The 25,830-nt window shown below is 62.7% G+C and carries 23 protein-coding genes, 1 pseudogene and 1 riboswitch; of the genes and pseudogenes, 11 read left to right on the top strand and 13 right to left on the bottom strand.

The annotated features are described in order from the left end of the window. Window positions 1–176: 176 nt before the first annotated feature. Window positions 177–376: riboswitch (cobalamin riboswitch) on the bottom strand. 334 nt (window positions 377–710) lie between these two features. The 12 genes from AC1RT2_RS24485 to AC1RT2_RS24430 form a co-directional block, all read right to left on the bottom strand. Continuing rightward, entirely contained in the window at window positions 711–1,826 is a 1,116-nt protein-coding gene (locus AC1RT2_RS24485; RefSeq protein ID WP_493106093.1) for an ABC transporter substrate-binding protein, read from the bottom strand. Between the two features lie 58 nt (window positions 1,827–1,884). Further along, a complete protein-coding gene (locus tag AC1RT2_RS24480) occupies window positions 1,885–2,415 on the bottom strand; it encodes a sarcosine oxidase subunit gamma family protein (protein WP_493106091.1) in 531 nt (176 codons plus the stop codon). Beyond that, window positions 2,408–5,215 (bottom strand): 2Fe-2S iron-sulfur cluster-binding protein, encoded by a 2,808-nt coding sequence (locus AC1RT2_RS24475; protein WP_493106089.1) that lies wholly within the window; start codon window positions 5,213–5,215, stop codon window positions 2,408–2,410. Before AC1RT2_RS24475 ends, AC1RT2_RS24480 begins: the two co-directional genes overlap by 8 nt. Next, complete coding sequence (locus tag AC1RT2_RS24470; RefSeq protein WP_493106087.1) at window positions 5,196–5,480, bottom strand: sarcosine oxidase subunit delta; 285 nt, start codon at window positions 5,478–5,480, stop codon at window positions 5,196–5,198. The genes AC1RT2_RS24475 and AC1RT2_RS24470 overlap by 20 nt, the downstream gene beginning before the upstream one ends. A 9-nt stretch (window positions 5,481–5,489) precedes the next feature. Continuing rightward, entirely contained in the window at window positions 5,490–6,743 is a 1,254-nt protein-coding gene (locus AC1RT2_RS24465; RefSeq protein ID WP_493106085.1) for a sarcosine oxidase subunit beta family protein, read from the bottom strand. A 241-nt stretch (window positions 6,744–6,984) separates the two neighbouring features. Then, window positions 6,985–7,587 (bottom strand): TetR/AcrR family transcriptional regulator, encoded by a 603-nt coding sequence (locus AC1RT2_RS24460; protein ID WP_493106083.1) that lies wholly within the window; start codon window positions 7,585–7,587, stop codon window positions 6,985–6,987. A 278-nt stretch (window positions 7,588–7,865) separates the two neighbouring features. After that, the gene (locus tag AC1RT2_RS24455; RefSeq protein WP_493106081.1) at window positions 7,866–8,981 is read right to left on the bottom strand and encodes a histone deacetylase family protein; all 1,116 of its coding nucleotides are present in this window, start codon (window positions 8,979–8,981) and stop codon (window positions 7,866–7,868) included. After that, a complete protein-coding gene (locus AC1RT2_RS24450) occupies window positions 8,896–10,281 on the bottom strand; it encodes an aminotransferase (protein ID WP_493106079.1) in 1,386 nt (461 codons plus the stop codon). The genes AC1RT2_RS24455 and AC1RT2_RS24450 overlap by 86 nt, the downstream gene beginning before the upstream one ends. Before the next feature lie 39 nt (window positions 10,282–10,320). Continuing rightward, a complete protein-coding gene (locus AC1RT2_RS24445; protein WP_493106077.1) occupies window positions 10,321–11,130 on the bottom strand; it encodes an ABC transporter permease in 810 nt (269 codons plus the stop codon). Beyond that, on the bottom strand, window positions 11,130–12,032 hold the full coding sequence (locus AC1RT2_RS24440) for an ABC transporter permease (protein ID WP_493106075.1): 903 nt from the start codon (window positions 12,030–12,032) through the stop codon (window positions 11,130–11,132). The genes AC1RT2_RS24445 and AC1RT2_RS24440 overlap by 1 nt, the downstream gene beginning before the upstream one ends. Further along, window positions 12,029–13,096, bottom strand: a complete 1,068-nt coding sequence (locus AC1RT2_RS24435; protein ID WP_493106073.1) for an ABC transporter ATP-binding protein — start codon at window positions 13,094–13,096, stop codon at window positions 12,029–12,031. Before AC1RT2_RS24435 ends, AC1RT2_RS24440 begins: the two co-directional genes overlap by 4 nt. Window positions 13,097–13,118: 22 nt before the next feature. Further along, window positions 13,119–14,162, bottom strand: a complete 1,044-nt coding sequence (locus tag AC1RT2_RS24430) for an ABC transporter substrate-binding protein (RefSeq protein WP_493106071.1) — start codon at window positions 14,160–14,162, stop codon at window positions 13,119–13,121. 177 nt (window positions 14,163–14,339) lie between these two features. On the opposite strand from AC1RT2_RS24430, the gene AC1RT2_RS24425 reads away from it, so the two are divergent. The 10 genes and pseudogenes from AC1RT2_RS24425 to AC1RT2_RS24380 form a co-directional block, all read left to right on the top strand. Beyond that, the gene (locus AC1RT2_RS24425) at window positions 14,340–14,915 is read left to right on the top strand and encodes a MarR family winged helix-turn-helix transcriptional regulator (RefSeq protein WP_069062092.1); all 576 of its coding nucleotides are present in this window, start codon (window positions 14,340–14,342) and stop codon (window positions 14,913–14,915) included. Window positions 14,916–14,993: 78 nt separating this feature from the next. Beyond that, window positions 14,994–15,920, top strand: a complete 927-nt coding sequence (locus AC1RT2_RS24420; RefSeq protein ID WP_493106069.1) for a hydroxymethylglutaryl-CoA lyase — start codon at window positions 14,994–14,996, stop codon at window positions 15,918–15,920. A gap of 9 nt (window positions 15,921–15,929) precedes the next feature. Then, complete coding sequence (locus tag AC1RT2_RS24415; RefSeq protein WP_493106067.1) at window positions 15,930–16,679, top strand: enoyl-CoA hydratase/isomerase family protein; 750 nt, start codon at window positions 15,930–15,932, stop codon at window positions 16,677–16,679. Next, a complete protein-coding gene (locus AC1RT2_RS24410; protein WP_493106065.1) occupies window positions 16,676–17,863 on the top strand; it encodes a CaiB/BaiF CoA transferase family protein in 1,188 nt (395 codons plus the stop codon). The genes AC1RT2_RS24415 and AC1RT2_RS24410 overlap by 4 nt, the downstream gene beginning before the upstream one ends. Beyond that, a complete protein-coding gene (locus AC1RT2_RS24405) occupies window positions 17,863–18,633 on the top strand; it encodes an enoyl-CoA hydratase/isomerase family protein (protein ID WP_493106063.1) in 771 nt (256 codons plus the stop codon). The genes AC1RT2_RS24410 and AC1RT2_RS24405 overlap by 1 nt, the downstream gene beginning before the upstream one ends. Continuing rightward, window positions 18,630–20,252: an AMP-binding protein gene (locus tag AC1RT2_RS24400; RefSeq protein ID WP_493106061.1), complete on the top strand. Its 1,623-nt coding sequence runs from the start codon at window positions 18,630–18,632 to the stop codon at window positions 20,250–20,252. Before AC1RT2_RS24405 ends, AC1RT2_RS24400 begins: the two co-directional genes overlap by 4 nt. 5 nt (window positions 20,253–20,257) lie before the next feature. Beyond that, window positions 20,258–21,247: an NAD(P)H-dependent flavin oxidoreductase gene (locus tag AC1RT2_RS24395; protein WP_493106059.1), complete on the top strand. Its 990-nt coding sequence runs from the start codon at window positions 20,258–20,260 to the stop codon at window positions 21,245–21,247. After that, on the top strand, window positions 21,237–22,667 hold the full coding sequence (locus tag AC1RT2_RS24390; protein WP_493106057.1) for an NAD-dependent succinate-semialdehyde dehydrogenase: 1,431 nt from the start codon (window positions 21,237–21,239) through the stop codon (window positions 22,665–22,667). Before AC1RT2_RS24395 ends, AC1RT2_RS24390 begins: the two co-directional genes overlap by 11 nt. Window positions 22,668–22,694: 27 nt before the next feature. Further along, the gene (locus tag AC1RT2_RS24385) at window positions 22,695–24,275 is read left to right on the top strand and encodes a GMC family oxidoreductase (RefSeq protein WP_493106055.1); all 1,581 of its coding nucleotides are present in this window, start codon (window positions 22,695–22,697) and stop codon (window positions 24,273–24,275) included. 189 nt (window positions 24,276–24,464) lie between these two features. Next, window positions 24,465–24,671: pseudogene (locus tag AC1RT2_RS24380) on the top strand (IS5/IS1182 family transposase); the annotation flags it as partial. Between the two features lie 33 nt (window positions 24,672–24,704). Here the strand turns inward: AC1RT2_RS24380 and AC1RT2_RS24375 are convergent. After that, on the bottom strand, window positions 24,705–25,055 hold the full coding sequence (locus AC1RT2_RS24375) for a hypothetical protein (RefSeq protein ID WP_493106226.1): 351 nt from the start codon (window positions 25,053–25,055) through the stop codon (window positions 24,705–24,707). A 340-nt stretch (window positions 25,056–25,395) separates the two neighbouring features. On the opposite strand from AC1RT2_RS24375, the gene AC1RT2_RS24370 reads away from it, so the two are divergent. Then, window positions 25,396–25,830, top strand: coding sequence for a pyridoxamine 5'-phosphate oxidase family protein (locus tag AC1RT2_RS24370; RefSeq protein ID WP_493106053.1), 435 nt, complete (start codon window positions 25,396–25,398; stop codon window positions 25,828–25,830).

The raw sequence follows: 25,830 nt of genomic DNA, 5'->3' as shown, positions 1-25,830 counted from the left end.
TCCTCCTGAGTTGAAGCCTGTCCGGCCCGCTCCTCCGCGGGCCGAATCATGGTCGGAACGCATGCGAAAACCGCCAAGCGGCCTGCAAAACGTCTCTCGACGAAGGATGGAAAGAAGAAGGAACAAAGCGGCCCAGAGGCAACGCTGTTCGCCTCTCGATCGCCCACCGCAATCGGCCGAGTCTTGTATTCAAGGCTGGTTTCCGGGCTTCGGAACCGTCCGTCAGGACGCCCTCGACACCTTCCCGGCCGTGGCCAGTGGCAATCGTCGAGGTTTTCGTTCCGCTACCGTTGCGGGGGCAGCACCGGCCTCAGACCGGTTTCCCAATTATCCACCCTGACGACGTCCGGGCGGCACCTTGAATGCCGTCAGCAAACCATGCGCAAGAGGAACTAGCCTTCGGGAATACGACATCCCTGACGTCGCCAACGACACCAGGCAAAAAAGGCCATCGATGGTACGAGGCACGCACGCCATGTGTCGCTTGGCATTTCACTACCATCCTGCGGAGTCGCGTTCTGGAGACAATATGCGGCGAGGGCCAGAGAGCTCCTGACTGCATCAAGGATGCTTGGTTTCCTACCCTAACAATCACGCTGTCTCGGTGGTTTCCACGGGACCGCTCCCAAGGTTTTGCTGGGTTCGGCAGACAAATAGAAAGGCGGCCCGGCATTTGGCCGGGCCGTTGAACTTCGCCAACGATGTAAGCGTTACTTGGCAATCGGCGCGTAGTTGCCATTGCTCCAGCGGTTGATGTCGTAGCTCGCGTCTTTCAGGTCGCCCTTCTCGTCGAAGGTGACGGTGCCGACCACGGTGTCGATCGGTTGGCCGTTCTTCAGTGCCTTCGCGACTTCTGTCGGATCATCCGAACCGGCGCGTTCGATACCTTGGGCGAAGGCCTGGATCACAGCATAGGAAAACAGCGTAAAGCCTTCCGGCTTGAAGCCGCCGGCCTTGATCTTTTCCACGGCTTCCTTCGCTTCAGGCTTTGCCTGCGGATCGGAGGGGAAGACGAACATCGTACCTTCACCGGCCGGACCGGCGACCTGCCAGAATTCCGGCGAGGCGATGGAATCGGGCATGATCAGCTGGAACTTGTAAGCCTGCTCGGCAGCCTGACGCAGGATGAGGCCTGCTTCCGGGTGATAGCCGCCGAAATAGACGACATCGACCTTGGCCTCCTTCAACTTGGTAACGAGAGCATTGTAGTCCTTCTCGCCGGCGTTGATGCCTTCAGCAAGAACTTCCTTGAGACCGTTTGCGTTCATCGTGGCACGCACAGCGTCCGCAACGCCCTGACCATAGGCCGTCTTATCGTGCAGCACGGCGACATTCTTGCCGGCATACTCCTTGGCGATCCACGGGCCGATGAAAGCGCCCTGAGCATCGTCACGGGTGTAGAGACGCATGATGTTCGTCCACCCCTTGTTGGCCGCATCGTCCGTCATGACCGGATTGGACGAGGCCGGGCTCATCATCAGCGTACCGTTTTCGGCGTAGACGGCCGAGGCCGGAATGCTCGAACCCGAGCAGGCATGGCCGTCGACGAACTGGATGCCGGCGGCGGCAATGCGGTTGGCAACCGAGACGGCCTGCTTTGGATCGCACTGATCATCTTCGAACTGCAGCTTGATCTGGCGGCCCATCACGCCGCCCTTGGCATTGATGGCGTCAGCCGCAGCCTGCGCACCCTGCTTGAACTGGTCGCCGATCGTCGCGAGCGGACCGGTGAGCGGGCCGGCGACGGCGAAGGTCAGGTCTTCTGCTCGCGCCGCGGTGCCCATGAGCAGGCCGAGCGCCGTACCGAGGATTAGAATTCTTTTCATTATCTCAACTCCCTTTTTTCGCCCGCACCAGCGCGGGTCTCCTTCCAGACATGAAAGTCTATGCTTGCAAAACGAGTGGCTGGCATTCGAACCACTCCCAGAGGTAGGCAGCAAGCCCCCTGTCGATATGAATGCGCAAGGTTTCGGCATTGGTATGCCGGTAGACAGTGCCCATCACGCCGCCGAACGGCATGGCAGCGCAGGGTCCGGGATGATCAGGATCGACCGTCGTCGCCCGCGTGAGAAGATCACGGACGCCCTCGCCCGTCGCCTCGAAGAGGCGCAGGGCGGAACTGACGGTGGAGACCGCATAACCCTCATCGTACCAACCGTCTGCCACATCGCCAGATGAAAGCCCGATGACCAGCAAGCGATCGCGGGCAACGCGCACCGCATAACGATCGCCGAAGGCAAGGCCGAGCGCGCCGACATCCCTGCCGAGATCATAGCGAGCGAGGAAGCGGTCGATATCGCCGCTGACGAGGCGCTGCGTCACGCCTGTGAGGGCTCGGATGTCAATGGCGCGGCCTGTCAGCCGTGCCTGCACCCAATCCGGTTCGGGCTGCCATTTGCGGGCAATATCAAGCATGAAGGCGGCTCCCTTCCCCATCGAAGGCACAGGAGGAGACGATGCGCGCGCGCCTGATATCCCCGAGATGCTGCAACTCGATAACGTCACCCATGCGCGACAGGCCGCGTTCGATCAGCCCGAGCGCGATCGGCCTCTGCAGGGCTGGGCTGAAATAGCTCGACGTGACATAGCCGGTGCTGCGAGGTTTTCCCGCTTCCCGTTCGATGCCATGCGCGCCGGTCGGCAGCACACCCTTGCCGTCTGCTGCCTCGAGGCCGACGAACTGCCGCCGATCGGGCCGGGCCGCATCCTCGGTGATCAGCGAGCGGCGGCCGATGAACTCCACCTTCTTGCGTTCCAGCGGCGCGGTAAGGCCGAAATCCATGGGGCGGCTCGTGCCATCGGTATCCTTTCCGATGACGATATAGCCTTTCTCCGCACGCAGGATCATCAGGGCCTCAAGGCCAAGCAGCGTTGCACCGAAAGCCGCGCCGGTCTTCCGCAGCCGCGCCCAGAGCACCGCGGCAAAATCAGCCGGTACGGAGATTTCGTAGGAGCGTTCGCCGGTGAAGCTGATGCGGGCAATCCGCACCGCAACGCCATCGACGCTGCCGGCGACGACGGCCATGTGCGGCAGGGTCACATCGTCAAGCGCGACGCCGAAGCCAATGCTTTCCACAAGTGCCCGCGCCCGTGGGCCGGTGACCGTCAGCGTCGCCATCTCAGCCGTGGCATTGTGAATGAAGACACGCCGCTTGTCGAAGCGATCCTGCCGCCATTCCTCCAGAAGGGCGTGCACGCCTGCCACATGCGAAGACGAGCAGGACACGACGAAGCGATTTTCATCAAGCCGAACCAGCACGCCATCGTCGTAAATGTTGCCGCCCTCCGTCAGGATGAACCCGTAGCGGCAGCGACCAGGCGCCAGCGTCGACATGGTGTTGTAATAGACGAAGTCGAGGAACGATGCGGCATCCGGGCCAATGACCTCGATCTTGCCCAGTGGCGAGCCATCGAAAAGCGCCACGCCCTCCCGGGCAGCCTTCGCTTCCGCCTGGATACGCTCTTCCGGCGCACCGGCACCGTAGAAGGCGGGCCGAAGCCAGCCGCCATATTCACGAAACACGGCACTATCGGCCCGATGCGCCTTTTCAAGCGGCAGACGGCGCAGCGGGTTCATGCGCGTGCCGGACCGGGCGCCTGCGAAGGAGGCCAGCGGCACCGGCGTGAAGGGTGGACGATAGGTTGTCGTGCCGACCTCGGGAATACGGCGGCCCGTGATTTCGGCCATCAAGGCAAGACCGTTGACGTTTGAGGTCTTGCCCTGGTCCGTCGCCATGCCGAGTGTCGTGTAGCGTTTCAGGTGCTCGACGGAGACGAAGTTCTCCCGCACCGCCAGTTCAACGTCCTTGGCAGTGACATCGTTCTGCAGGTCGATCCAGACCCGCTCCTTCGCGCCCGGTTTCGGCCAGGCTGCGACGATGCCAAAATCGCGGTTCGTGCCGTCCGCAAGTGCTCTCGGAAGGCCGAAATGCCCTGCAGCAGCCCCGACCACCTCAACGCCCTCGACCAGCCGGCCGGGAACGAAAGCGAGGATATCGTCGCACCAGTCGAGCTTACCTTGCGCCTGGCAATAGAGATGCACGGTCGGCGTGAAGCCGCCCGAGACAAGCACCGCGTCCGCTTCCAGCACGCTTCCATCGGACAGCCTCACCGCGTTGACGGCGTTGCGGCCGGCCGCCGCGACAACCGTGACACCTCTCAGCACCCGCACGCCCCCAGAGGATGCGGCATCGCCACGATAGTCAACGACCGTAACATCGGCCCCCGTCGCCGCCAGCGCTTCGGCCGTCTCGTAGGCAAACCCGTTATTCGTCGCGATGACCACTTTTCGGCCGACGGCGACACCGAAGCGACGGAGGTAGACCAGCGCGGCCTCTGCCGACATGACACCGGGCAGATCGTTGTTGCCAAAGGGCAGTGGCCGTTCGATCGCACCGGTGGCCAATATGATCGACCCGGCGCGAACACGCCAAAGCCGGTCGGGGCCGTCGCTTTCGCCCTTCTGGTTGAGGCCGATGAGATGGTGATCGTAGATGCCAAAGGCAGTCGTGCCGGTCAGCAGCAAAGCTCCGGCCTGCTGCAGTTCAGCGGTAACGTGCGACGCCCATTCGGCACCGGATTTCCCCTCGATGGTCGCCGCGCGGTAAAGCAGGCTGCCACCCGCGTGCAAACCATCGTCGCACAGCACAACGCGCTTACCCGCCTGCACTGCATCGCGCGCGGCAAGCAGACCCGCAGGCCCCGCACCAATCACCAGCACGTCGCAATGATGGTTCACCTGCTCGGCGAAGGCAGGCCCTTTGGCAGCCTCGTCCAGCTTCCCTAGACCGGCCATCTGCCGGATGCGCGGCTCGAAGAGATGCCAGTCCGGGAACATGAAGGTCTTGTAGTAGAAGGCGGCCGGAATGAAGCGGGAAAAGGCATCGAGGAAGGCATGGCGATCCTTTTCCGCGCTCGGCTCCGCGTTGACGCTGCGCACCGCAAGGCCGTCAGCGGCGAGCACCTGCGTGGCGCGCGTGTTCGGCATGCCGCCTGCAATATCCACGAGGGCGTTTGGCTCCTCGACACCCGCGCCCCAGAGGCCGCGCGGACGGTGATACTTGAAGCTCCGGCCAAGCACGGAAATTCCGCCGGCAAGCAGCGCCGACGCGACCGTATCCCCGGCAAAGCCTTCGACTGTCTTGCCGTCAAAGGTGAAGGTGAGCGGTCGCGACCGATCGACGGCCGTGCCGCCCTCAGTGCGCCAAGGCGTCATTGTTGCCTCCTTCGCCAAGCACGACGGACTGCGCCACACGGTGGCTCACCGTGTCCCGCTCCATGCGGAAAATCTCGCCGCAGCTCATGTGCATCCAGATTTCGTTTGCTGCGCCACGCCGGTTGTTGCGCTGGTAGAGATAGGCGGCCCATTCGCAATCCGTTACGTCGCGAAACCCTTCCGGGCGATGGTTGCCGGCGTCGCCGCCGAAGTGGAATTCGCTTTCGCTTCGTGGTCCGCAGAAGGGGCACGGGAAAAGCTGCATGAAAACCTCCTAATGCGCGATGCCGGAGCCGGCAGCCTCGTCGATCAGTCGCCCGCGTGAAAAGCGGTCAAGATCGAAGGGGCGGCTGACATCGTGGTGTTTGCCCGTCGCCAGCAGATAGGCGAGCAGCGTGCCGCCGGCGGGAATGGCCTTGAAGCCTCCCGTACCCCAGCCGCAATTGAGGAAGAGGCCCGGCAACGGGCTCTCCCCGATGATCGGCGACGAGTCCGGCGTCACATCGACGACACCGGCCCATTGCCGCATCAGCCGGAGCTGGCGGAACGACGGGAACATTTCAAGCAGCCCCGAGACGACCTCTTCCAGCACCGGCAGGTTGCCGCGCTGGCCATAAGAAGGAACCCGGTCGAGAGCCCCGCCGAGAACGAGCTCCCCCTTGTCCGACTGGCTCGCATAGGTACCCGTGCCGGGCGATAGCACGACGGTATCGAGCACCGGCTTGATCGGTTCGGAAACACAGGCCTGAAGGGCATAGGAGGTGATCGGCAGGCGGAAGCCGGCCTTGGCCGCGAGATGCGAGGAGTGGCCAGCAACGACCATGCCCGTGCGCTCCGCACGGATCTCGCCACGGCTGGTCTTCACGCCCCGGCACCGTCCGCCCTCGATCAGGAATTCCTCCACCTCACAGGACTGGATGATATCGACGCCCAGCCTGTCTGCGGAGCGCGCATAGCCCCAGGCGACGGCATCGTGCCGCGCCGTACCGGCCCTGCCCTGCCAGACGCCGCCGAACACGGGATAGCGTGCTTCCGGAGAGAAATTTGCGAGCGGCAGGACGCGGCGCACATCCTCGACGCCGAACAATTCCGCATCCGTACCGTTGATCTGCATTGCATTGACCGTCCGCGCCGCCATCTCCATCTCGGCCTCCGAGTGGGCGAGCGTGATGATGCCGCGCTGCGACAGCATGATGTTGTAGTTGAGATCCCGGCCGAGCGTTTCGTAGAGGCGCAACGCCATGTCATAGAGCGCTGTACTCTCTGGGAAGAAGTAGTTGGAGCGCACGACGGTCGTGTTGCGGCCCGTATTGCCGCCACCGAGCCAACCCTTTTCGATAACCGCAATATTTCTGATGCCGTGCACTTTGGCGAGGTAATAGGCCGTCGCCAGACCATGCCCGCCGCCGCCGATGATGAGAATGTCGTAGCGCGGCTTCGGCTCCGGCGAGCGCCAGGCTTGCTGCCAGCCCTTCTGACCCCGAAGGCCTTCCTTGAATAGCGAAAGTGCAGAGTAGTGCCGCGTCATCGGAAAGCACCCGCACGCGCCTCGGCGCAGCGATAAAACGACAAGGCTGAGTGCGGCTTCATGCGCTGCCTCATGGATAAGGAACCGGTCGATCAAGCCCCTCCGCTTGATCCGACGATATGCATATTTCTACTGGACACAAATGTCCAGAAAATTGCAAGGGAATATGCGTGGCGACGGCCATCCGTCGCTTAGCATCCATAATTCCAGCAATCCGTAGACGTACAGCAATGCCTATTGCTCAACCGCCGGGCTGAACACGGCGCATCAATGTTTCGAAAGCCTCAACTTCGGCATCCGATGCCTCGCGACCAGTGAAGCTGAGGAGATAGGGGCGCAAGAGACGCAGCCGCATCTCCCTGTCATCGCGCATGCCGAGTGTGAAATGACCGATCTGCGTAAAGTAGAGAACCCGGGCCCGAATGAAGGCTTCGTCCTGCGGATAATCGTAACGCAGGAACATGCGAGTGACCGCATCGACGCGCTGGTCGTCCGCCTGATCAACAATGCTGCGCACCGATGCATCCACCTGCCCCCACGAGCGGACGGCGGCATCGAGGCGCGGGCTGAAGAGATCAGGGTCAACCCAGCATTCGAAAATGTGGCATACGGCCCTGGTGACGGTCGGCGCCGGCCGAAGCGCCCGCTCTATGATAGGACTGGTGTTCTTGCGCAGCCAGTATTCGATGAGCTCGCGGTGCAGTTCCTGCAGGTCGGCGAAGAACCAGTAGAAGCTCGACCGCGAAACGGCGAGCGTCTTGGCCATAACCTGGATCTTCACATTGGCGATGCCTTCTACAATGAGTGCCTCGATTCCTGCCACGATCCAGGCCTCACGCGTCATGCGGCCGGCTGTCTGTTTGGAAGCAGATGGCCTTGCCACCGAAGGCCTTGTAGCACTCACGAGTTTTCCCCTTGGCGGGCTTCATCGCCGCGCACACCGAATTCGGTGTGCCATGTTGCCCAAAGCCAAAGAGATATCAAGTTCGCGGCACAGACGCGCAACGTCGCCCAGGCCGATTTAAAAAACGCTTTTGGCGTTGATGAGGTTCGACCTCTGCCGTCACAGATCTGGCTGGAGCACTGACCGTTTCCCCTGTGTTACGCATACGCGTCTGCCTGCTACTGCGAAATGCCAGAGATGAAAGCTGCCAAAGTTGCGGCAAGGAAGGGTGAAACATAGCCTCCCTCCTGAACTATGACGGTCGGGATTCGTAACTTCGCGATGTGCTGCCCGATGCGGTTGAAATGCCCGTCGTCCACTCTCATGCAAGCAAAGGGATCGTTCACGGATGCGTCAAGGCCGAGAGCCAGGACAAGGAAGTCGGCGCCAAACCGTCGGACGTCTTCACATGCCGTCCGCACCGCCACCAGATACGCCGCGCCGTCGCTGCCGAGTGGAAGGGGGAAATTGCGGTTCTTTCCCGCCCCCGCGCCGCCCCCCGCCTCATCGGCATAACCAGCATAGTAGGGGTAGAGATACGCGGGGTCGCCGTGCACTGACAGCGTCAGCACGTCACCGCGATCATAGAACATCGTCTGCGTGCCGTTGCCATGGTGCACATCGATGTCGAGGATTGCGACACGCCGCCCCGCCACGACCGCCTGTTCGGCGGCAAGGGCGGAATTGTTGAGATAGCAGAAGCCGCCGGCCTTGTCGCGATAGGCATGATGGCCAGGCGGACGACACAGGGCATAGACCATGTCCTCGCCGTCAAGCACGCGCCGGGAAGCATCGAGTGCGGTCAAAGCGCTCGCTTTTGCAGCTTCCCACGTTCCTTCAACAAGGACGCAGCCTGCATCCGCCTGGTAGAAGCCGGCACGACCGAGAAGATCGTCCGGGCGCCGGTTCATGTAGATATTCGGGTGAATGCTGGAGCGCAACTCCGGGCCATTGCCGGGGATCGCGCGCCAGGCGGCAAAACCGTTCTCCAGAAAATCAAGATAGCCGGCATCATGCAGGCGATGGATCAGGGTCGTATCGTCACCAGCAGGGGCGACGACACTGACACCGGCCAGCGCCAGCCCTTCGCAAAACTTCTCGATGCGCTCGGGAACCTCGAGATTGGGCTGCAGCACGCCACCTGCAATACGCGTCAAGGGCCGGTGCAGCGACTGCCGCTCGTCATAGATCGCCAGCACCGCAGCCTCCTCACTGCTTGCCGAGCCGGCCGCCGCCCGCCAGGTAAGCGTCCAGGGATCGGTCCAGCGCATCGCGGAACCGCGAGACGATCGCATCGATCTGCTCCGGTGTGCTGATCAGCGGCGGGGCAAAGGCGATCGCCGTGCCGAGCGACCGGCAAACCAGCCCATTCTCGAATGCGCGGTTCTGGATACCGACACCGAACTGCATGTCGGCCGGGAAGGCTTCGCGTGTTTCCTTGTCTCGGACAATCTCGACGCCCCACATCAGGCCGACGCCGCGCACCTCGCCGACGAGCGGGTGGTCGATGAGCGGTCGCATTCCCTCGGCCATGCGCTCTTCAAGTGCGGCGACGCCATCGATGATCCCGTCCTCCTCGTAGATCCGCAGCGCCTCGACGCCCACCGCACAGGCCACCGGATGAGCGCCATAGGTATAGCCGTGCCCAAAGACGCCGATCTTCTCGCTCTGCGCCCGCATGCCGGAATAGAGGCGCTCGGAAAGAAGCACCGCCGAGAGCGGCATGTAGGCGGCCGTGAGTGCCTTGGCGCAGGTGATCATGTCCGGCTCCAGCCCGAATGTCTGGCTACCCCACCACGCGCCGGTGCGCCCGAAACCGGTAATAACCTCGTCGGCCACCAGAAGCACGTCGTGCTTCTTCAGGACCTTCTGGATCTTTTCGAAATAGGTTTTCGGCGGGATGACCACACCGCCGGTGCCCATGGCGGGTTCGGCAAAGAATGCGGCCACCGTGTCTGGCCCTTCGGCCACGATCAGCGCATCCAGCTCGTCGGCCAGGCGCGTGGCAAACTCCTCCTCCGTCTCGCCCGGCAGGCCCTCGCGATAGAAATGCGGGCATGTCACGTGCAGGAAGCCGGGAAGCGGCAGATTGAATTCACGGTGCAGGTGCGGCAGGCCGGTGATGCTGGCCGAGGCGATGGAGGTGCCGTGGTAACCACGGTTGCGGGCGATGATCTTCTTCTTCTCCGGCTTGCCCTGGGCGTGGAAATAGTACCAGGCGAGCTTGACGGCCGTGTCGTTCGCTTCGGAGCCCGAGCTTTGGAACAGCACCTTCGACATCGGCACGGGCGCAATCTTCAGAAGACGTTCCGACAGCTCGATCGCCGGCTCCGTCGCGCGATGGGCGAAGTTCTGGTAGTAGGGCAAGGTATTGAGCTGACGCGTGGCGGCATCGACCAGCCGCTTCTCGCTCATGCCAAGCGCCGCGCACCAGAGGCCGGACATGCCCTCGATATATTGCTTGCCGTCGTCGTCATAGACATAGGCGCCTTCGCCCCGCGCCATGATCGTCGGTCCGACGGCTTCATGGGTGGCCAGATTGGTTTGCGGGTGGATTTGGGACGCGATATCGCGCATGCGGAGCGAGTTGTACATGGTTTTCCTCCTGGAATTACAAACGGCGCGCGGCGCGTACTACGCGTCCTTGCGCTTTACGAACTGGGCAGCGATGAGCACGACGATCGAAAGCGCCACCAGCATGGACGAGATGGCAGCGACGGTCGGATCGACCTGATCGCGGATATTGGCGAACATGCGCTTTGTCAGCGTGGAATTGGAGCCGCTGGAAACGAACAGCGAAACGACGACCTCGTCGAAGGACGTAACAAAGGCAAACAACATGCCCGAAAGCACCGAGATACGGATCTGCGGCAGCGTGACGGTGAGGAAGGCGGCCACCGGCGACGCTCCCAAGCTGCGGGCCGCCCGTTCGAGATTGGGATCGAAACCCTTCAGCCCGTTGCCGACCGCGATCATGACGAAGGGGATGGCAAGCGTCGTATGCGCCAGCACGAGGCCGGTGATCGTGTTGTTGAGGCCGAAGCGCGCATAGACGAAGAAGACACCGATGGCGACGAAGATCAGCGGGATCATCATCGGCAGCATCAGGAGACCACGTGTCGCCGGCGCCAAGAGACTGGTGGTCTTGTAGAGACCGTAGGAAGCCAGGGTTCCGAGTACGGTGGCCAGCACCGTCGTCAGGCTCGCCACCTTCAGCGACACGACCGCAGACTGGATCCATTCCGGCGAAGTGAAAAAGGCTTCATACCAGCGGAGGCTGAGATTGCGCGGCGGAAACTCGAGATATTGCGAGTCCGAGAATGACATCGGGATGACGAGCATGCAGGGGATGATCAGGAAGGCCATGACCAGGGCGACGGTCACATAGAGCCAGAGGCGCTGGCCATGCGTGATCTGGGTGGATGTGGCAGGCGTGTTCAGCATCACGGTCTTCCCGCAGAAAAGCTCAAGGCGTCGGTCAACTTGCGAACACCCCAGAGAATGACGGCCGTCACCACCAGCAGGGCCACGCTCAGCGCACTTGCCGCCCCCCAGTTGGAGAATTTCGAAACGGTATCGGCGATCTGCGTGGACCACATCGCAACACGCCCGCCCCCGAGGAGCGCCGGCGTCAGGTAGAAGCCGAGGCAAAGAACGAAGGTCAGCGCGATCCCCGCGGCAAGGCCGGGCATCGAGAGGGGCAGGAAGACCTGCCGGAATGCCTGGCTCGGAGAAGCGCCGCAATTTGCGGCGGCGCGCAGCAGTACCGGATCGATCGCCTTCATCGAGGCATAGAGCGGCAGGATCAGGAAAGGCAGCATGACATGCACCATGCCGATGATCGTGCCCGTCAGATTGTGCACCAGGGCGAGCGGCTGGTCGATCACGCCGATCGACAGCAGCCAGTCATTGATGACGCCCTTGCGCTGCAGCAGAACCAGCCAGGCATAGGTGCGCACCAGCACGGAGGTCCAGAACGGCAGGATCACGAAGACCATGAGGATTTGCGCCGTGCGCGGCGAAAGCTGCGAAAGCAGATAGGCGACCGGGTATCCAAGGACGACGCAAAGCGCCGTCACCAATCCCGCGACCTTGAAGGTCGTGAGGAAGCTTCCGACATAGGCGGGCCGCAGCAGCCGTGCATAGTTCTGGATCGAAAGGTTCCCGGCAGCATCGAACAGCGACAGCCATGCAAGCCAGGCGAAGGGTATGAGGAGAATGCAGGTGACGAGGATCAGTGCAGGCAGGGTGAGCCCCTGGAACATCCTCTGCTCACGGTTTCCAGCACTCATTAGCATGGTGCCGTTGAGCGGCAAGTCGGACGCTCGGTCGATAGCCAGCGTCATGGCGCGGCACTCCCCATGACCAGGCTTGATTGCGCCGGCAGCCACAGGGCAATGCTATCACCCGGCTGCGGCAACGCTTTGCGCTCGCTGCCCGAATGCCGAATGGCAATTTCATGCCCGCCCGAAAGCTCGACCGAGACCTGATTGCAATCGCCGCGGTAGACGACATCGAGTACCCTGCCCTCGATGCAATTGTCGCGTCCGATCTCGCCTTCCCAGCGTAGCCGCTCCGGGCGAACCATGAGCCAGTTTTCGCCACGGGAGGATACAGCCCGCGTATCGGCAAGCTGGAGAGGCCGCCCATTCAGGAGATAGGAATGATCGCGGCATTCGACGGGCAGGAAGCGGGTCTCGCCCATGAAGCCGGCGACGAACTTGCAATTCGGCCGATCATAGACCGTTGCCGGCACGTCGAGCTGGACGATCCTGCCCTTGTCGAGCACGGCGATGCGGTCCGACATGGTCAAGGCTTCCTGCTGGTCGTGCGTCACATAGATCGTCGTCATGCCGAGCTGCTTGTGCAGCCGCTTCAACTCGATCTGCATGTGCTCGCGCAGGTTCTTGTCGAGAGCGGAGAGCGGTTCATCCATCAGCAACAGCCGCGGCTCGAAGACGAAGGCACGGGCGAGCGCGACACGCTGGCGCTGGCCGCCCGACAGTGCCGTGATCCGGCGATCGGCGAGGTGCTGCATGTGGACGATTTCCAGGGCGCCCATCACGCGCTTGCGGATAGACGCGCTGTCCACCTTGCGCAGCTTCAACGGATAGGCGACGTTCGAAAAGACATCCATATGTGGAAACAGCGCGTAGTTCTGGAACACCATGCCAAGGTCGCGCTTGTGCGGCGGCCGCGTGATGAACTCCACGTCATCAACCAGCAGGCTGCCCTGGTCGGGCCGTTCGAAGCCGGCGATGACGTTGAGAAGCGTGGTCTTTCCCGAGCCGGAAGGACCAAGAAGCGTCAGGAACTCCCCCGCCTTGATATCCAGGGAAACGCCGTCGAGCGCCCTGAAACTGCCATAGGCCTTGTGGACCTCGCGAAGGTTGACTCTGCCCGAGCGCATCCTGTCCTCCCGGTTCGTTCGATCAGTTCGACATCAACAGGCTATAGTCCTCGCGAACCAGCTCGTTGTTGTCGCGCCACCAGTTCGCATCGAGGAAGGTCTGCTTCTTGACGTTCTCCGGCGACATGTTGGACTGCGCCAACACCTCCGGCGAAAACGCCTTCACCTCGAAGGCGAGACTGTTGGTCGGACCATAATACGGCATCATTTCCGGAATGCGGGCCTGCACTTCGGGGGATACCACGCCGGCGATGAACTTCTGCGCGCTGGCGGCATGCGGTGCACCCTTGAGGATCGCGAGGCAGCCATAGCCGAGGACCGCATCCTGATAGGTGAATTTTACAGGCGCGCCGTCTGTTATCACCGAGGCAACGCGGCTGCCCCAGATCGCCATCATATCGACCTCGCCGTCCTTCAGCAGCTGCGCGGATTGTGCGCCGGACGACCACCAGACGCCGACATCGCCCTTGATCTTCTCGAGCGAAGCCAGCGCGCGTTTGGTGTCGAGCGGATAGAGGCCGTCCTTGTTCACCCCATCCGCGATGAGCGCGATCTCCATCATCTCCTGCGGATAGGTGCTGAGTGCGCGGCGGCCAGGAAACGCGTCGACGTTCCAGAAGTCCTGCCAGCTTGCCGGCGCCTTGTCCTTATAGACATCCGTGCGCCAGGCGAGAACCACCGAATAGGTGTTCGTCGCAATCCAGTGCTCACCGTAGCCGCGCGTATCGAAACCCTTGGTGCTGATCGTGTTGTAGTCCAGCGGTTCGAAAAGCCCCTCCTTGCCGCCGACCGCGCATTCGTCTGCGCCGAGATGCACGACATCCCAGGTCGGGGAACCGGACTGCACCTGCACACGCACGGCGGCGAGGCCATCATGGGTCTCCTCGCGCAATTCCACGCCTGCGGCATCCGCCGCCGGCTGCCAGATCGTCTTGCGCAAGTCGGCCTGGAGATTGCCGCCAAAACCGGCGACGATGAGTGCTTCCTGTGCCACTGCGGCGCCGGCGAAGGCCAGTACACCGGCTGCCGTGGCGACGGTCAAGAATGCGCGATTACACGATGCCATTACCAAACTCCTCCTCTGGTGATGATCGGCCGGAGTCATCCTCCACGGTCCGAATACAGGATCGACATTCCATTCCCTGCGTGCCAATCTAGTTAATGAGATGAACTATATTGTTCACGTTGTCAACCAAATTTATCCGCATAATATCCGTCCGCCGGAACCGTGAGGAGCAACCACTTGAATAAGCAAAACGAAAACCTGACGGATCGCTCCAGTCGCAACGACGGCCATTTCTTTCGCGGCCACACATCACCCCAAAAGACTGAGCCCGACATCCGGGACCTATTTTCCTTCGAACTGCAGCGGCTTGCGGGCCTATCCACCCGCATTGCCGCCCTGTCGATCCGCCCGAAATACGGCATCACCGCCCGCGAATGGCGCGCACTCGCCGTCCTTAAATATCTCGGCGAAGTGCCGCTACAAGAGCTGGCAAAGCACAGCGGACTGCTGAAAAGCCAGATGAGTCGGACGGTTTCGGCGATGATCGACCGCGGCTACATCCTGAAAACGGCCAATCCGGAGGATGGCCGCAGCATCCTGCTCAAACTCAGCCCGGAAGGCCTGGAATTGTCGCAGGCGATCCTCGCGGACTCCTTCGAGCGAAACGAACACATGCTTTCAACCCTCAGCCATGCCGAGCGGCAGATCCTGATCGAGCTTCTGCAGCGTGTGGGACGCAACAGCGCACACTACTTCCACGACCTGAAAACCAATGCATCGCAGGAAGACCTGCGCGAACTCGACGAGGATTAGGTCGCATCGTCAGAATTATAGTTGACAATATGAACTAAATTTCGCATCACTATCCCCATGAAAACCGGGAGGATCGAGATGTCGGGAGAGCTGACGATCTGCGAGTGCTTCGCAAGGGACGGCTTGCAGCACGAGACGACAGATCTCGCCACGCAAACCAAGATCGCCCTGATCGACGCCATTTCCGAGGCCGGCTTCGCGCGTGTGGAGGCAACCAGCTACAGCAGCCCCCGCCATGTTCCGGCCTTCGCCGATGCCAGTCTCGTGCTGTCCGGCATCCACCGCCGCTCCGGCACCACCTACAAGGCCACCTGCCCGAACCTGCACGCCGTCAAGCGGGCGCTTGACGATCACGCGGCGGGACGCGGGCCGGAGGAAATCAGCCTGCTCGTGTCGGCAACACAATCGCACACCGAGAAGAACCTGCGCACGACACGCGAACAGCAATGGCGCAATGTTGCCGAGATGGCCGCGCTGGCCGACGGCCGGTTCCGCCTGATCGGCGTGATCTCGATGGCGCTCGGCTGCCCCTTCGAGGGCAAGGTCGACCCTGCTTCCGTCATCGACGACCTGAAGGCCTTTGCCGGCCTCGGCGTGCGTCACGTCTCGATCTGCGACACGACCGGCCATGGTACGCCCGGCAGCGTACGCCGCCTCTTCACACGCGCCGTGGCCGAAGTGCCGGATGTCACACCCATCGCCCATTTCCACGACACGCGCGGCACGGGCATCGCCAATTGCATGGCCGCCTACGAGGCCGGATGCCGCTGGTTCGACAGCGCCATCGGCGGCGTCGGCGGGCATCCCACCCAGATCCGCTACGGCGGCGGCTATACTGGCAATGTGGCGACGGAAGATCTCGTCAATCTCTTCGAGGCCGAAGGCATTGCCACCGGCATCGACATCGACAGGCTCCAGACCGCTTCGCTGCAATGCGAACGGGCTCTTGGCCGGGAATTGCAGAGCAAGGTGGCGCGAACCGGTTTCGGCCATCTGGCAGCATAGGATTTGTTCATGACACAGAATAACGCTTCACGGATCCTCATCATCGAAGACCGCGGTCCGGTCCGCATCCTCTCGCTCAACCGGCCCGACAAGCTGAACGCCCTCGACACAGCCCTGACGCAGGCGCTGCACGACGCGCTGCTGGCCGCCGATGCCGAAGAATCCGTGCGGGCGATCGTGCTGACGGGAAGCGGTCGCGCCTTTTGCGCCGGCGCCGACCTTTCGGAATTTTCCACGCTGACACCCGCCAACCAGGACCTCGTCGAAAAGCGCGCCGACCTCACATGCCGCACGCAGGCGATGATGCAGAGCCTCTCCAAGCCCATCGTGTCGGCGGTGCGCGGCGCGGCCGTTGGCGGGGGCGCAGGCCTGGCCATCGGCTGCGATATGATGGTCGCGGGCAGCGACCTGAAGTTCGGCTATCCCGAACTCAGGCACTCGATCGTGCCGGCGCTGGTGATGACCGGCCTGCAACGCTCGCTCGGGCGAAAGGCCGCCTTCGAGCTGGTCAGTCTCGGCCGCCTCATCGGCGCGGAGGAGGCGCGCGCCCTCGGCCTCGTCAACCGGATCGTGGCACCTGAAAACATTGTCGAAGCGGCCCTCGAGATCGCCAGCCAGTGGGCGGCGGCGCACCCGAAGGCCATGGCGGCGGTCAAGTCGCTCTATTATCGCGTGGCGGACCTTCCCTATGACGCGGCGATGGCGGCTGGCCGCACCGTGAACGCGCAGATGCGCAGCTTCCGGGAGGAGAGCCAATGAAGCCGCTAGAGGGTATCCGCATTCTCGATTTTTCCCGGGTGCTTGCCGGCCCCATGGCGACGCAGATCCTGGCCGAGCTCGGCGCGGAGGTCACCAAGATTGAGCGACCGGGGACGGGCGACGAATCCCGCCTCTTCGAACCCCGACTGCCGGGCGGCGAGAGCGCATATTTCTTCGCCTTCAACCGCGCCAAGCGCTCCATGACGCTGAACCTCAAGTCAGAGGAAGGCCAGGAGATTGCAGCACGGCTTACGGAAGGACACGATGTCGTTGTCGAGAATTTCCTGCCCGGCGAGATGGATCGGTTCAATCTCGGCTATGAGACTTTGTCCGGCCGCAATCCAGGCCTGATCTATGTCTCCAATACCGGCTTCGGCCAGACCGGGCCCTATCGCCTGCGCAATGGCTACGACACGATCTTCCAGGCGCTCTCCGGCATCATGCATCTCACCGGGCATCCCGACGCGCCGCCTGCCAAGAGCGGCATTCCGGTCTCCGACATGACGTCGGGCTTGTGGATGGCAATTGCCATCCTGACGGGGTTGGTAGGCCGCGCCCGTACGGGAAAAGGATGCCACGTCGATCTTTCCATGATGGACGTGCAGACGAGCCTTCTGGCGCTCGCAGCAGCGCGGCTTTTTGCACTCGACGAAGATATAGGGCGCTCGGGAACGGAACATCCCGGACGCGTTCCCTCCGCCGCATTCCAGTGCGCCGACGGATCATGGCTGCATATCAGCGGCAGCGACCAGCATTGGCACGACATCTGCACGGTGCTGGGTCTCGACGATCTTCTCGTCGATGAAGCCTTGCAGAAGAATGCCGCCCGCGTCGCTGCGCGGGACCGGGTCATGGCACGCATGCGCCAGGCGATCGCGAGCCGCGACCGTGCGCCCCTCGCCGAGGCGCTGCGAAGCCGCGGCGTGCCGGCCGGCGAGGTCAATACGGTGCGCGAGACCCTGAACGATCCGCACAGCGTCGCCCGCGGCTTAGTCGGCACGTTCGACCATCCCGCCGAAGGCACCGTCCGCGCCCTGCGCACGCCGCTGCGCTTTGCCGGCTACGACGATCCGGCCATCGGCTGCCCGCCACCCCTCGGCGGCGATACGGCGGCCGTGCTCGCGGGAGAACTGGACATGCCGGCCGAAACCATCGAGCGACTGCGCAATGAGGGAGTGATCTGATGAGCGGCCCCAAATCCCCGATTCTCCTGCGCAAGGCGGATGGTGTTGCCCATGTCGTGCTCGACCGCGCGGAAGCACGCAATGCGCTCAACCTTCCGATGTGCCTTGCGCTGAAGGAGATGTTCGAGGCACTCGATGCGGATGCGGATATCCGTGCCGTCGTCCTTTCCGCAAACGGCCCCGTCTTTTGCGCGGGCGCGGACCTGAAAGAGCGCAACGGCCGCGATGAGGCCTGGGTGATCGCACGGCGTAGGGCTTCGTTCGCCGCCTATGATGCCATCGCCCGTTGCCGCAAGCCGGTGGTTGCTGTCACCCAGGGCCCGGTGGTCGGCTCCGGCGGTGAAATCCTCATGAGCTGCGATTTCGTCATCGCATCCGACAAGACAACCTTCCGTTTCCCCGAGCCGCAATGGGGCACCGTCGGCGCGACGCAGCGCCTGCAACGCACGATCGGCAAGATGCGAGCCAAGGAACTGCTGTTCACCGGCCGCACCATGCCGGTTGAGGAAGCCTATCAGTTCGGCCTCGTCGCCCGTATCATCCCGTCAGACGCTCTTGCCGAAACTGTTGCCGGCATCGTCAGCGCAATTGCCGCCGCGCCGCCGCTCGCCATGGCACTGACCAAGCAGGCGGTGGATCTCGGCAGCGAAACCGACCTTAACAACGGCATACGCGTCGAAATGGCCGCGATCGAACGGTGCCTGGCGGACGGCGGATGGCGGGATGGCCTGGACCGCTTCACCAAAAACATCGGAGGCAAGGAACCATGATCGCCGACCGCCACACCGCGTTCGACATCGACGCTCTCTGCCCGACTACGATTACCGCCGCGCTGGAACGGGCCGCAGCCCTTGCCGGCGACGTCGAAGCCGTCGTGGCGAGCGACAGGCGGCTTACCTATGCCGCCTTGGCCGGCGAGGTCGCGCGTATCCGCAATGGGCTCGCAGCACAGGGCGTGAAGAAGGGCGATCATGTCGGCCTCTGCCTCGGCAATTCCACGCTATGGGTCTCCATCTTCCTCGCGATCGGTTCGCTTGGCGCCGTCACCGTGCCGATCAACACACGCTTCGTCGCTACCGAGATGGCATATGCCCTCCGCCAGTCGAAGGTTTCGCGCCTCATTCTGTGCGACCGGTTCCTGAAGATCGACTTCATCGGCATGCTACGGCAGATCGATCCCGCCATTACACAGCAGTTGCCGGTTCCCACCCTTCCCGATCTGCGCCAACTGATCGTCATCGGAGAGGACGTGCCGTCCGCCGCAATCTCCTGGCAGGCCTTGCTGACGAGCGGCACGGAAACCGTTTTAGCGGCTTGCAGCCCGGACGCCCCCCTTCTCATCCAGTATACATCCGGTACCACGTCCTTCCCGAAAGGTGTGCTGCTGACCCAGCGCAGCATGCTGGGCAATGCCTTCGTATCCGGCCACCGCATGGGGCTTCGCGTCGGCGACCGTTTCCACAGCGCCCGACCGTTCTTCCATGTCGCAGGCACGACACTGTCGATCCTCTCCTGCCTCCAGCACATGGCGACGCTCGTCTCCATGGACCGCTTCGAGCCGGGCGAAGCGCTGCGCCTCATGGAGGAAGAGCGCTGCACGCATTTCTCCGGCAACGACACCATGGCGCTGATGCTGCTCGACCATCCGGACCGCGCAGAACGACGTCTCGTCCTGCGCGGCGCCTGGCTTGCCGCGTCACCCACCATCGTCGCCCGTGTCATCGACGAACTCGGCGCTCGCGAATGCGTCGTCGGTTACGGACTGTCGGAGGCTTCGCCCAACGTCGCGCAATCCTGCTGGTGGGAGCCCGAGGCAATCCGCATCTCCGCCGCGATGCGACCGCAGCCGGGTGTCGAGGTTCGCATTCTGAAGGAAGACGGCGAGGAGGTCGGCTGCGGCGAACCGGGTGAAATCCACGTGCGCGGCTGGAGTGTCATGCAGGAATATTTCGACAAGCCCGCCGAGACGCACGCGGCGCTTTCCGCGGACGGTTGGCTTTCCACCGGCGACATGGGCGCTCTGGACGAAAATGGCAGGCTCACCTTCCTCGGCCGAGCCAAGGAGATCGTGCGCGTCGGCGGCGAAAACGTTTCGCCGGCGGACGTGGAAAACGTCCTGCACCGCCATGCCGCCATCCGCCAGGCAGCGGTGGTCGGCGTGCCGGACCAGCGGCTTGTCGAGGTCACCGGCGCCTTCGTCATTCTCAAGCAGGGCGCCCATGCGGAGCCGGCGGACATCATGGACTGGGCGAAATCCCATATGGCCGGCTTCAAGGTGCCGCGCCATGTCTGGATCGTCGAAAGCTTCGAAGCAATCGGCATGACGGCAAGTGCGAAGATCCAGAAGAAGCAACTCGCCGAGCATGCACGCAAGCTGATCGGAGCATGACGGACATGCGGATCGAAACCAACGTGACCCGCCTTCTCGGCATCGACCTTCCGATCATCCAGGCCGGCATGTCCTGGGCATCGTCGAATTCCGCGCTGCCGCTCGCCGTCTCGGCGGCAGGGGGCCTCGGCGTGATCGCCGCCGGTCCCATGTATGCGCATGACCTTGCGGCGGCAATCGACGCGGTGCGGGCCGGCACGGATCGGCCCTTCGCCGTCAACCTGCCGCTCTACCGCAAGGGCGCCGACGAAATCATGGACATGCTCGTCGAAAAGCGTGTGCCGGTCCTCATCGCCTCGCAGGGTGGGCCGAAGCGTTATCTCGAACGGTTCAAGGCCATCGGCACGGTCTGCCTGCATGTCGTCGCCGGCGAGGAACACGCTGTCAAGGCAGCATCGGCTGGCGTCGACGGCCTGATCGCCGTCGGCGGGGAAGCAGGCGGGCATCCGCCGCCGGACCTCGTCTCCACACTGGTTCTCGGTCGTGCGATCGCCAAGGCGGTACCAGGCATGCCGCTCATCCTGAGCGGGGGCTTTGCCGATGGACAGGGCCTAGCGGCCGCGCTGGCATTGGGTGCCGGTGCGGCGCAGTTCGGCACCCGCTTCATGCTGTCGCGCGAAGCGCGCCTGCACGCCGCCTATAGCCAGCAGCTGCTTTCCGCTTCCGTCGCCGACACGATGGTCGTCGGCCATGGGCTTGGCATGATCCGCGTGCTGCGCAACGGCTTTGCCGAGCGGATAAGCATCGCGGAGGCGGAAGGACGTCCTTTTGACGAACGCAAGGCGATCTTCGCCGCCGCTTCGCTTAAGGCAGCAGCCTTCGACGGTGACATCGAGGGCGGCAAAATCGAAGCTGGCCAGAGCGCAGGTCTCGTCAACGACATTTCTCCGGCGGCGGATATCGTCGCCTCCATTGCGCGGGACTATGCAGCGGTCGTTGCCGCCCTGCCCCGCCCTAAGACACTCTCTCATGAAGGACTGAGCCATGCTGGATAAACCGCTTCTCATCAATGGCGAATGGCGCGCGCCTGCCGGCAATCGCTCGGTGGAGGTCCGCAATCCGGCAAGCGGCGAGGTGATCGCGACATTGGCGCTCTGCGAAAACGCCGATCTCGATGAGGCGCTCGAAGCCGCGCAACAAGGTTTTGAGACCTGGCGCAGGACGACCGCCCTCGAGCGCGCGAAGATCATGCACAGGGCGGCGGCCCTGGTCCGCGAGCGCGCGGAAACCATGGCGCAGCTCATGTCCCGCGAACAAGGGAAGCCGATCGCCGAAGCGCGCGGCGAGGCTAATGCCGCCGCCGAGCACATCGAATGGCATGCCGAGGAAGGCCGGCGCGCCTATGGCCGTGTCATTCCCGCCCGCGTGCCCGGGGCACGGCAGGTCGTGCTGCGCGAGCCGGTCGGTCCCGTCGCGGCGTTCACGCCCTGGAATTTCCCAATCAACCAGCTCGTGCGCAAGGTGTCCGCAGCGCTTGCCAGCGGCTGCTCGATCATTGCCAAGCCGCCGGAAGAGGCGCCGTCCGCCTGTATCGAACTTGCCCGCGCCTTCCAGGACGCCGGACTGCCATCCGGCGTTCTCGGCATCGTCTTCGGCCCGGCGGCCGAAGTCTCCGAGCATCTCATCGCCTCGCCGGTCACCCGCAAGATCTCGTTCACCGGCTCGGTTCCAGTCGGCAAGAAGCTCGCGGCAATGGCGGCGGCCGGCATCAAGCGCGCGACGATGGAGCTCGGCGGCCACGCGCCCTACATCGTCGCGGAGGACGCCGATGTCGAGGCGGCGGTCAAACTCGGGCTGATGCTGAAATACCGCAATGCCGGCCAGGTCTGCGCCGCACCCACGCGCTTCTACATCGAGCAGGAGGTCTATGATGCCTTCCGCGCCGGCTTCGTTGCCGGCGCCAAGGCGATCAAGGTCGGTGACGGTCTGTCGGACGGCGTGCAGATGGGACCGCTGACCCACGCCCGGCGGCTCGATGCGATGGCGCGCTTCGTCGATGATGCCGTCTCACAGGGCGCACTGCTCGAATGCGGCGGCAAGCGCATCGGCAACAGCGGCTATTTCTTCGAGCCGACGGTGCTGTCCGACGTGCCGGAGGAAGCCGCCATCATGAACGACGAGCCCTTCGGGCCGCTCGCAGCACTCGTGCCCGTTTCCAGCATCGACGAGGCAATCCGGCGGTCCAACCGCCTGCCCTTCGGCCTCGCAGCCTTCGGCTTCACACGGTCGCTCGCCACGGCCGACCGGTTCTCCGCCGAACTCGAAGCCGGCATGATCTCCATCAACCACTTCGGCCTTGCCGCAGCGGAAACGCCGTTCGGCGGCATCAAGGAAAGCGGCTACGGCAGCGAGGGCGGCAGCGAGACGCTGGATTCCTATCTCACGACGAAGTTCGTCAGCCACATCGGCGTCTGAACCACGGCGGCACCAGAGTAACAGGCCATGAAAAGCTACGACTACATCATTGCCGGCGGCGGTTCTTCGGGCTGTGTTCTGGCAAACCGGCTCGTGACGGCGGGCAAAAGCGTCCTGCTTCTCGAAGCGGGACCAGCCGACAACACGCCTTACATCCACATCCCCGCCACCTTCGTGAAGGTGCTCGGCACGAAGCGGACCTTCATGTATGCCACCGAGCCGGAGCCGGGCGCCAACAACCGCGTGCTCGTCGTGCCACAGGGTCGGACGCTGGGCGGCGGCTCATCTGTCAACGCCATGATCTATATCCGCGGACAGGCCGAGGACTACGATACCTGGCGCGACCTCGGCTGCGAAGGGTGGGGCTACGAAGACGTGCTGCCCGTCTTCCGCCGTTCGGAGGACAACGAGGTGCTCGCCGACGACTATCATGGTACCGGGGGGCTGCTGAAGGTTTCGGAACCACGTTTCCGCCATCCGATCAGCACGGCATTCGTCAAGGCCGCGCAGCAGGTAGGCCTTGCCTATTCGCACGATTTCAACGGCGCCCGGCAGGACGGCGTCGGCTTCTACCAGACGACGACGACAAATGCCCGGCGCGGCTCGACGGCCGCCACCTATCTCAAGGCCGTGCGCCGCTCTCCCCTGCTGGATGTCAGCATCGAGAGTATCGCAACCAAGATCATCCTGGAGAACGGAGCCGCCGTTGGCCTTGCCTACCGGCAACGGGACGGCAACATGGTCGAAGCCCGGGCTAGAGAAGAGGTCATCCTGTGCGCCGGAGCACTCGCCACACCGAAGATTCTGATGTTGTCGGGCATCGGGCCTGGCGACATGCTCTCGCGGCATGGCATCCCGGTCATCCGCGACCTGCCCGGCGTCGGCGAAAATTTTCAAGACCACATCGCTGTTTCCGTCTACGGCGTCACCGACAGGCCCATTTCCCTGAAGGATCAGGACAAAGGCCTGAAGGCCGTCACCAACGCTTTGCAGTATCTGTTCGGGAGATCCGGTCTGTTATCCTCAAACGTCGTAGAAAGCGGCGGCTTTATCGATACGAGCGGCTGCGGGCGTCCCGATGTGCAGATCCACGTCACCCCGACCCTTGTCGGCGACGCGACGCGCGGACAAATGGACGGCCACGGCGTCTCGATAAATCCCTGCATTCTACGCCCCGCCTCAAGGGGCAAGGTCTCCCTGCGCAGCGGCCGCGTAGAGGATGCGGTCCATTTCGTCGGCAACAACCTGGTCGCCCAGGAGGATGTCGACACGCTGGTGCGCGGCATCAAGCTCTCGCGCAAAATCCTCGCCGCTCCCGCAATGAAGGCGCTTGGCTTCAGAGAATTCGCGCCTGGACATGAAGCATCTGCGGATACCGACCTGGAGTCTCATGCACGGGCGAACGCCAAAACCGTCTATCACCCGGCCGGCACCTGCAAGATGGGGCGGGATCCGTTGGCGGTCGTCGACGATCGTCTCCGTATTCACGGTGTGCCAGGCCTTCGGGTAGCCGATGCCTCCATCATGCCAACACTTGTAAGTGGCAATACGAACGCGCCCTGCATCATGATAGCGGAACGCTGCGCCGATTTCCTGCTTTCGAATTGATGTGCCTGTGCGGGCGCTGCGGTATTGTTTAGGGATACGAACTACCGATTATGCAAAATCTGCGTGCCGACAAATCAAAATATTGTCGGCAAAGAAGCAATCTTCTTGTCATCTCGAGTTGCTCTTCGGCTGAAATGGTACCAGCAGGCATTTATCAGTCAGCCGGAAGTACTTTCGACTTTTCCCTGTTTGAAAGCGCACTGCACGGCCTCGAGCCTGCGCCTAGAAAGGGAGGCTTGCACGACTGATCGGGCACACGAAAAGCAGCAAGAATACAAAGCTGCATGCCGATGCCGATGGCAGACCGCTCTACGTCTTCAGAGCCGCGGGTCAGATCAGCGAGATTATACCGACGCAGCCACCTTGCTCGATGAATTGCCCAAGGCGCAATGGATGCGGACTCGTTGGCGACCACCTGAAGACCTTAGCTCAATTCCCACCAATACAACGTGGCTCCTCGATCGACATGTCGAACGTCGTGGAGGATTTCCTGGAGCGGTCAAAGGAATGACGTGAGACGACCGAAAATGTCCAGTATTTACGCGAAGCCGCCGCCCCCGGCCACAGCGTCGCGGTCAAGTTGCGGGCGGGACCGCGCTTACGGTTCAGAATAATATCGGGAATTAGGCCCTCAAGGACGAGGCGGAGCGATGGAAGCTCATGATCATGGGGGTCCTTGGCGTTACCGACCTCCCGGTGGCGGCGCTCGCCGCGACGCTTCGCCTCTAACCGTGACCGGAAAGAAGCCCCGCCGAAGCGGGCAAGATGCGTCTTGACCATAGTCAACTCCGGAACGAAGAGATTGTTCCCTGCCGCCCAAGAAAAAATGCGAAGCGAAATGCAAGTCGTCGCCCAACTCGACTAAACAGCCGCACTCTCACATTTAAGTGCCAAGTGACAACGCCCTCGAATGGCCCTCGGGTCAAATCGGGCTCGTATTTGGCCCAGTGTAATCCCGCGGAACCTTCCAGCACCTTCTCCATTTCCTTCACTAGCGCGGGCTGTGTCGGTTGGACGAGAAACATGGACATTGTGGTTTTCCGCTTTCTCACCACGGCCAGCGAAATGCACTCAGGCGCGCAAGTGTACGCGTCTCACTCTTTTTCGAAGGTTCTGCGCCATGTCCGAGACTCTGCTTGCCGATATCGCCCGAAAGCTGAAGAAGATCGACTTCTGCATGATGTCGACCCACGGAGGATCGGGGGCTATCACCAATCGCCCGATGAGCAACAATGGCGATGTCGAGTACGATGGCGACTCCTGGTTCTTTTCCTTTACCGATACCAACAAGGTCGCCGATATCGGCCGTGATGCGCACGTAACGCTGTCCTTCACGGAACCGCCGAGCCTGCTTGGAAAGCCCGGCATGTTCATATCGATCGAAGGCGAAGCAAGCCTCATTCGCGACATGGCTCAGTTCGAGGAGCACTGGGTACCTGATCTTGACCGCTGGTTCCCGCAAGGTGTTGAAACGCCCGGCCTCGTGCTGATCAAGGTCCAGGGCAAGCGCGTGCAGTACTGGGATGGCGAGGAGAACGGAACGATCCAGCTTTAA

It is taken from the genome of Shinella sp. GW821-FHT11G07 (genome assembly GCF_058808115.1).
Note: the sequence above shows the minus strand (reverse complement) of the source record. Positions and strands in the feature narration are given on the sequence as shown.

Bases quoted from the DNA above. Each gene is read 5' to 3' on its own strand.
- AC1RT2_RS24410 (WP_493106065.1), top strand. From the start codon at position 16,676: ATGAAGCCGCTAGAGGGTATCCGCATTCTCGATTTTTCCCGGGTGCTT.
- AC1RT2_RS24470 (WP_493106087.1), bottom strand. From the start codon at position 5,480: ATGCAGCTTTTCCCGTGCCCCTTCTGCGGACCACGAAGCGAAAGCGAA.
- AC1RT2_RS24480 (WP_493106091.1), bottom strand. From the start codon at position 2,415: ATGCTTGATATTGCCCGCAAATGGCAGCCCGAACCGGATTGGGTGCAG.
- AC1RT2_RS24475 (WP_493106089.1), bottom strand. From the start codon at position 5,215: ATGACGCCTTGGCGCACTGAGGGCGGCACGGCCGTCGATCGGTCGCGA.
- AC1RT2_RS24405 (WP_493106063.1), top strand. From the start codon at position 17,863: ATGAGCGGCCCCAAATCCCCGATTCTCCTGCGCAAGGCGGATGGTGTT.
- AC1RT2_RS24440 (WP_493106075.1), bottom strand. From the start codon at position 12,032: ATGACGCTGGCTATCGACCGAGCGTCCGACTTGCCGCTCAACGGCACC.
- AC1RT2_RS24465 (WP_493106085.1), bottom strand. From the start codon at position 6,743: ATGACGCGGCACTACTCTGCACTTTCGCTATTCAAGGAAGGCCTTCGG.
- AC1RT2_RS24390 (WP_493106057.1), top strand. From the start codon at position 21,237: ATGCTGGATAAACCGCTTCTCATCAATGGCGAATGGCGCGCGCCTGCC.
- AC1RT2_RS24450 (WP_493106079.1), bottom strand. From the start codon at position 10,281: ATGTACAACTCGCTCCGCATGCGCGATATCGCGTCCCAAATCCACCCG.
- AC1RT2_RS24370 (WP_493106053.1), top strand. From the start codon at position 25,396: ATGTCCGAGACTCTGCTTGCCGATATCGCCCGAAAGCTGAAGAAGATC.
- AC1RT2_RS24420 (WP_493106069.1), top strand. From the start codon at position 14,994: ATGTCGGGAGAGCTGACGATCTGCGAGTGCTTCGCAAGGGACGGCTTG.
- AC1RT2_RS24445 (WP_493106077.1), bottom strand. From the start codon at position 11,130: ATGCTGAACACGCCTGCCACATCCACCCAGATCACGCATGGCCAGCGC.
- AC1RT2_RS24395 (WP_493106059.1), top strand. From the start codon at position 20,258: ATGCGGATCGAAACCAACGTGACCCGCCTTCTCGGCATCGACCTTCCG.
- AC1RT2_RS24430 (WP_493106071.1), bottom strand. From the start codon at position 14,162: ATGGCATCGTGTAATCGCGCATTCTTGACCGTCGCCACGGCAGCCGGT.
- AC1RT2_RS24375 (WP_493106226.1), bottom strand. From the start codon at position 25,055: ATGGTCAAGACGCATCTTGCCCGCTTCGGCGGGGCTTCTTTCCGGTCA.
- AC1RT2_RS24455 (WP_493106081.1), bottom strand. From the start codon at position 8,981: ATGCGATCGTCTCGCGGTTCCGCGATGCGCTGGACCGATCCCTGGACG.
- AC1RT2_RS24415 (WP_493106067.1), top strand. From the start codon at position 15,930: ATGACACAGAATAACGCTTCACGGATCCTCATCATCGAAGACCGCGGT.
- AC1RT2_RS24435 (WP_493106073.1), bottom strand. From the start codon at position 13,096: ATGCGCTCGGGCAGAGTCAACCTTCGCGAGGTCCACAAGGCCTATGGC.
- AC1RT2_RS24460 (WP_493106083.1), bottom strand. From the start codon at position 7,587: ATGACGCGTGAGGCCTGGATCGTGGCAGGAATCGAGGCACTCATTGTA.
- AC1RT2_RS24400 (WP_493106061.1), top strand. From the start codon at position 18,630: ATGATCGCCGACCGCCACACCGCGTTCGACATCGACGCTCTCTGCCCG.
- AC1RT2_RS24385 (WP_493106055.1), top strand. From the start codon at position 22,695: ATGAAAAGCTACGACTACATCATTGCCGGCGGCGGTTCTTCGGGCTGT.
- AC1RT2_RS24485 (WP_493106093.1), bottom strand. From the start codon at position 1,826: ATGAAAAGAATTCTAATCCTCGGTACGGCGCTCGGCCTGCTCATGGGC.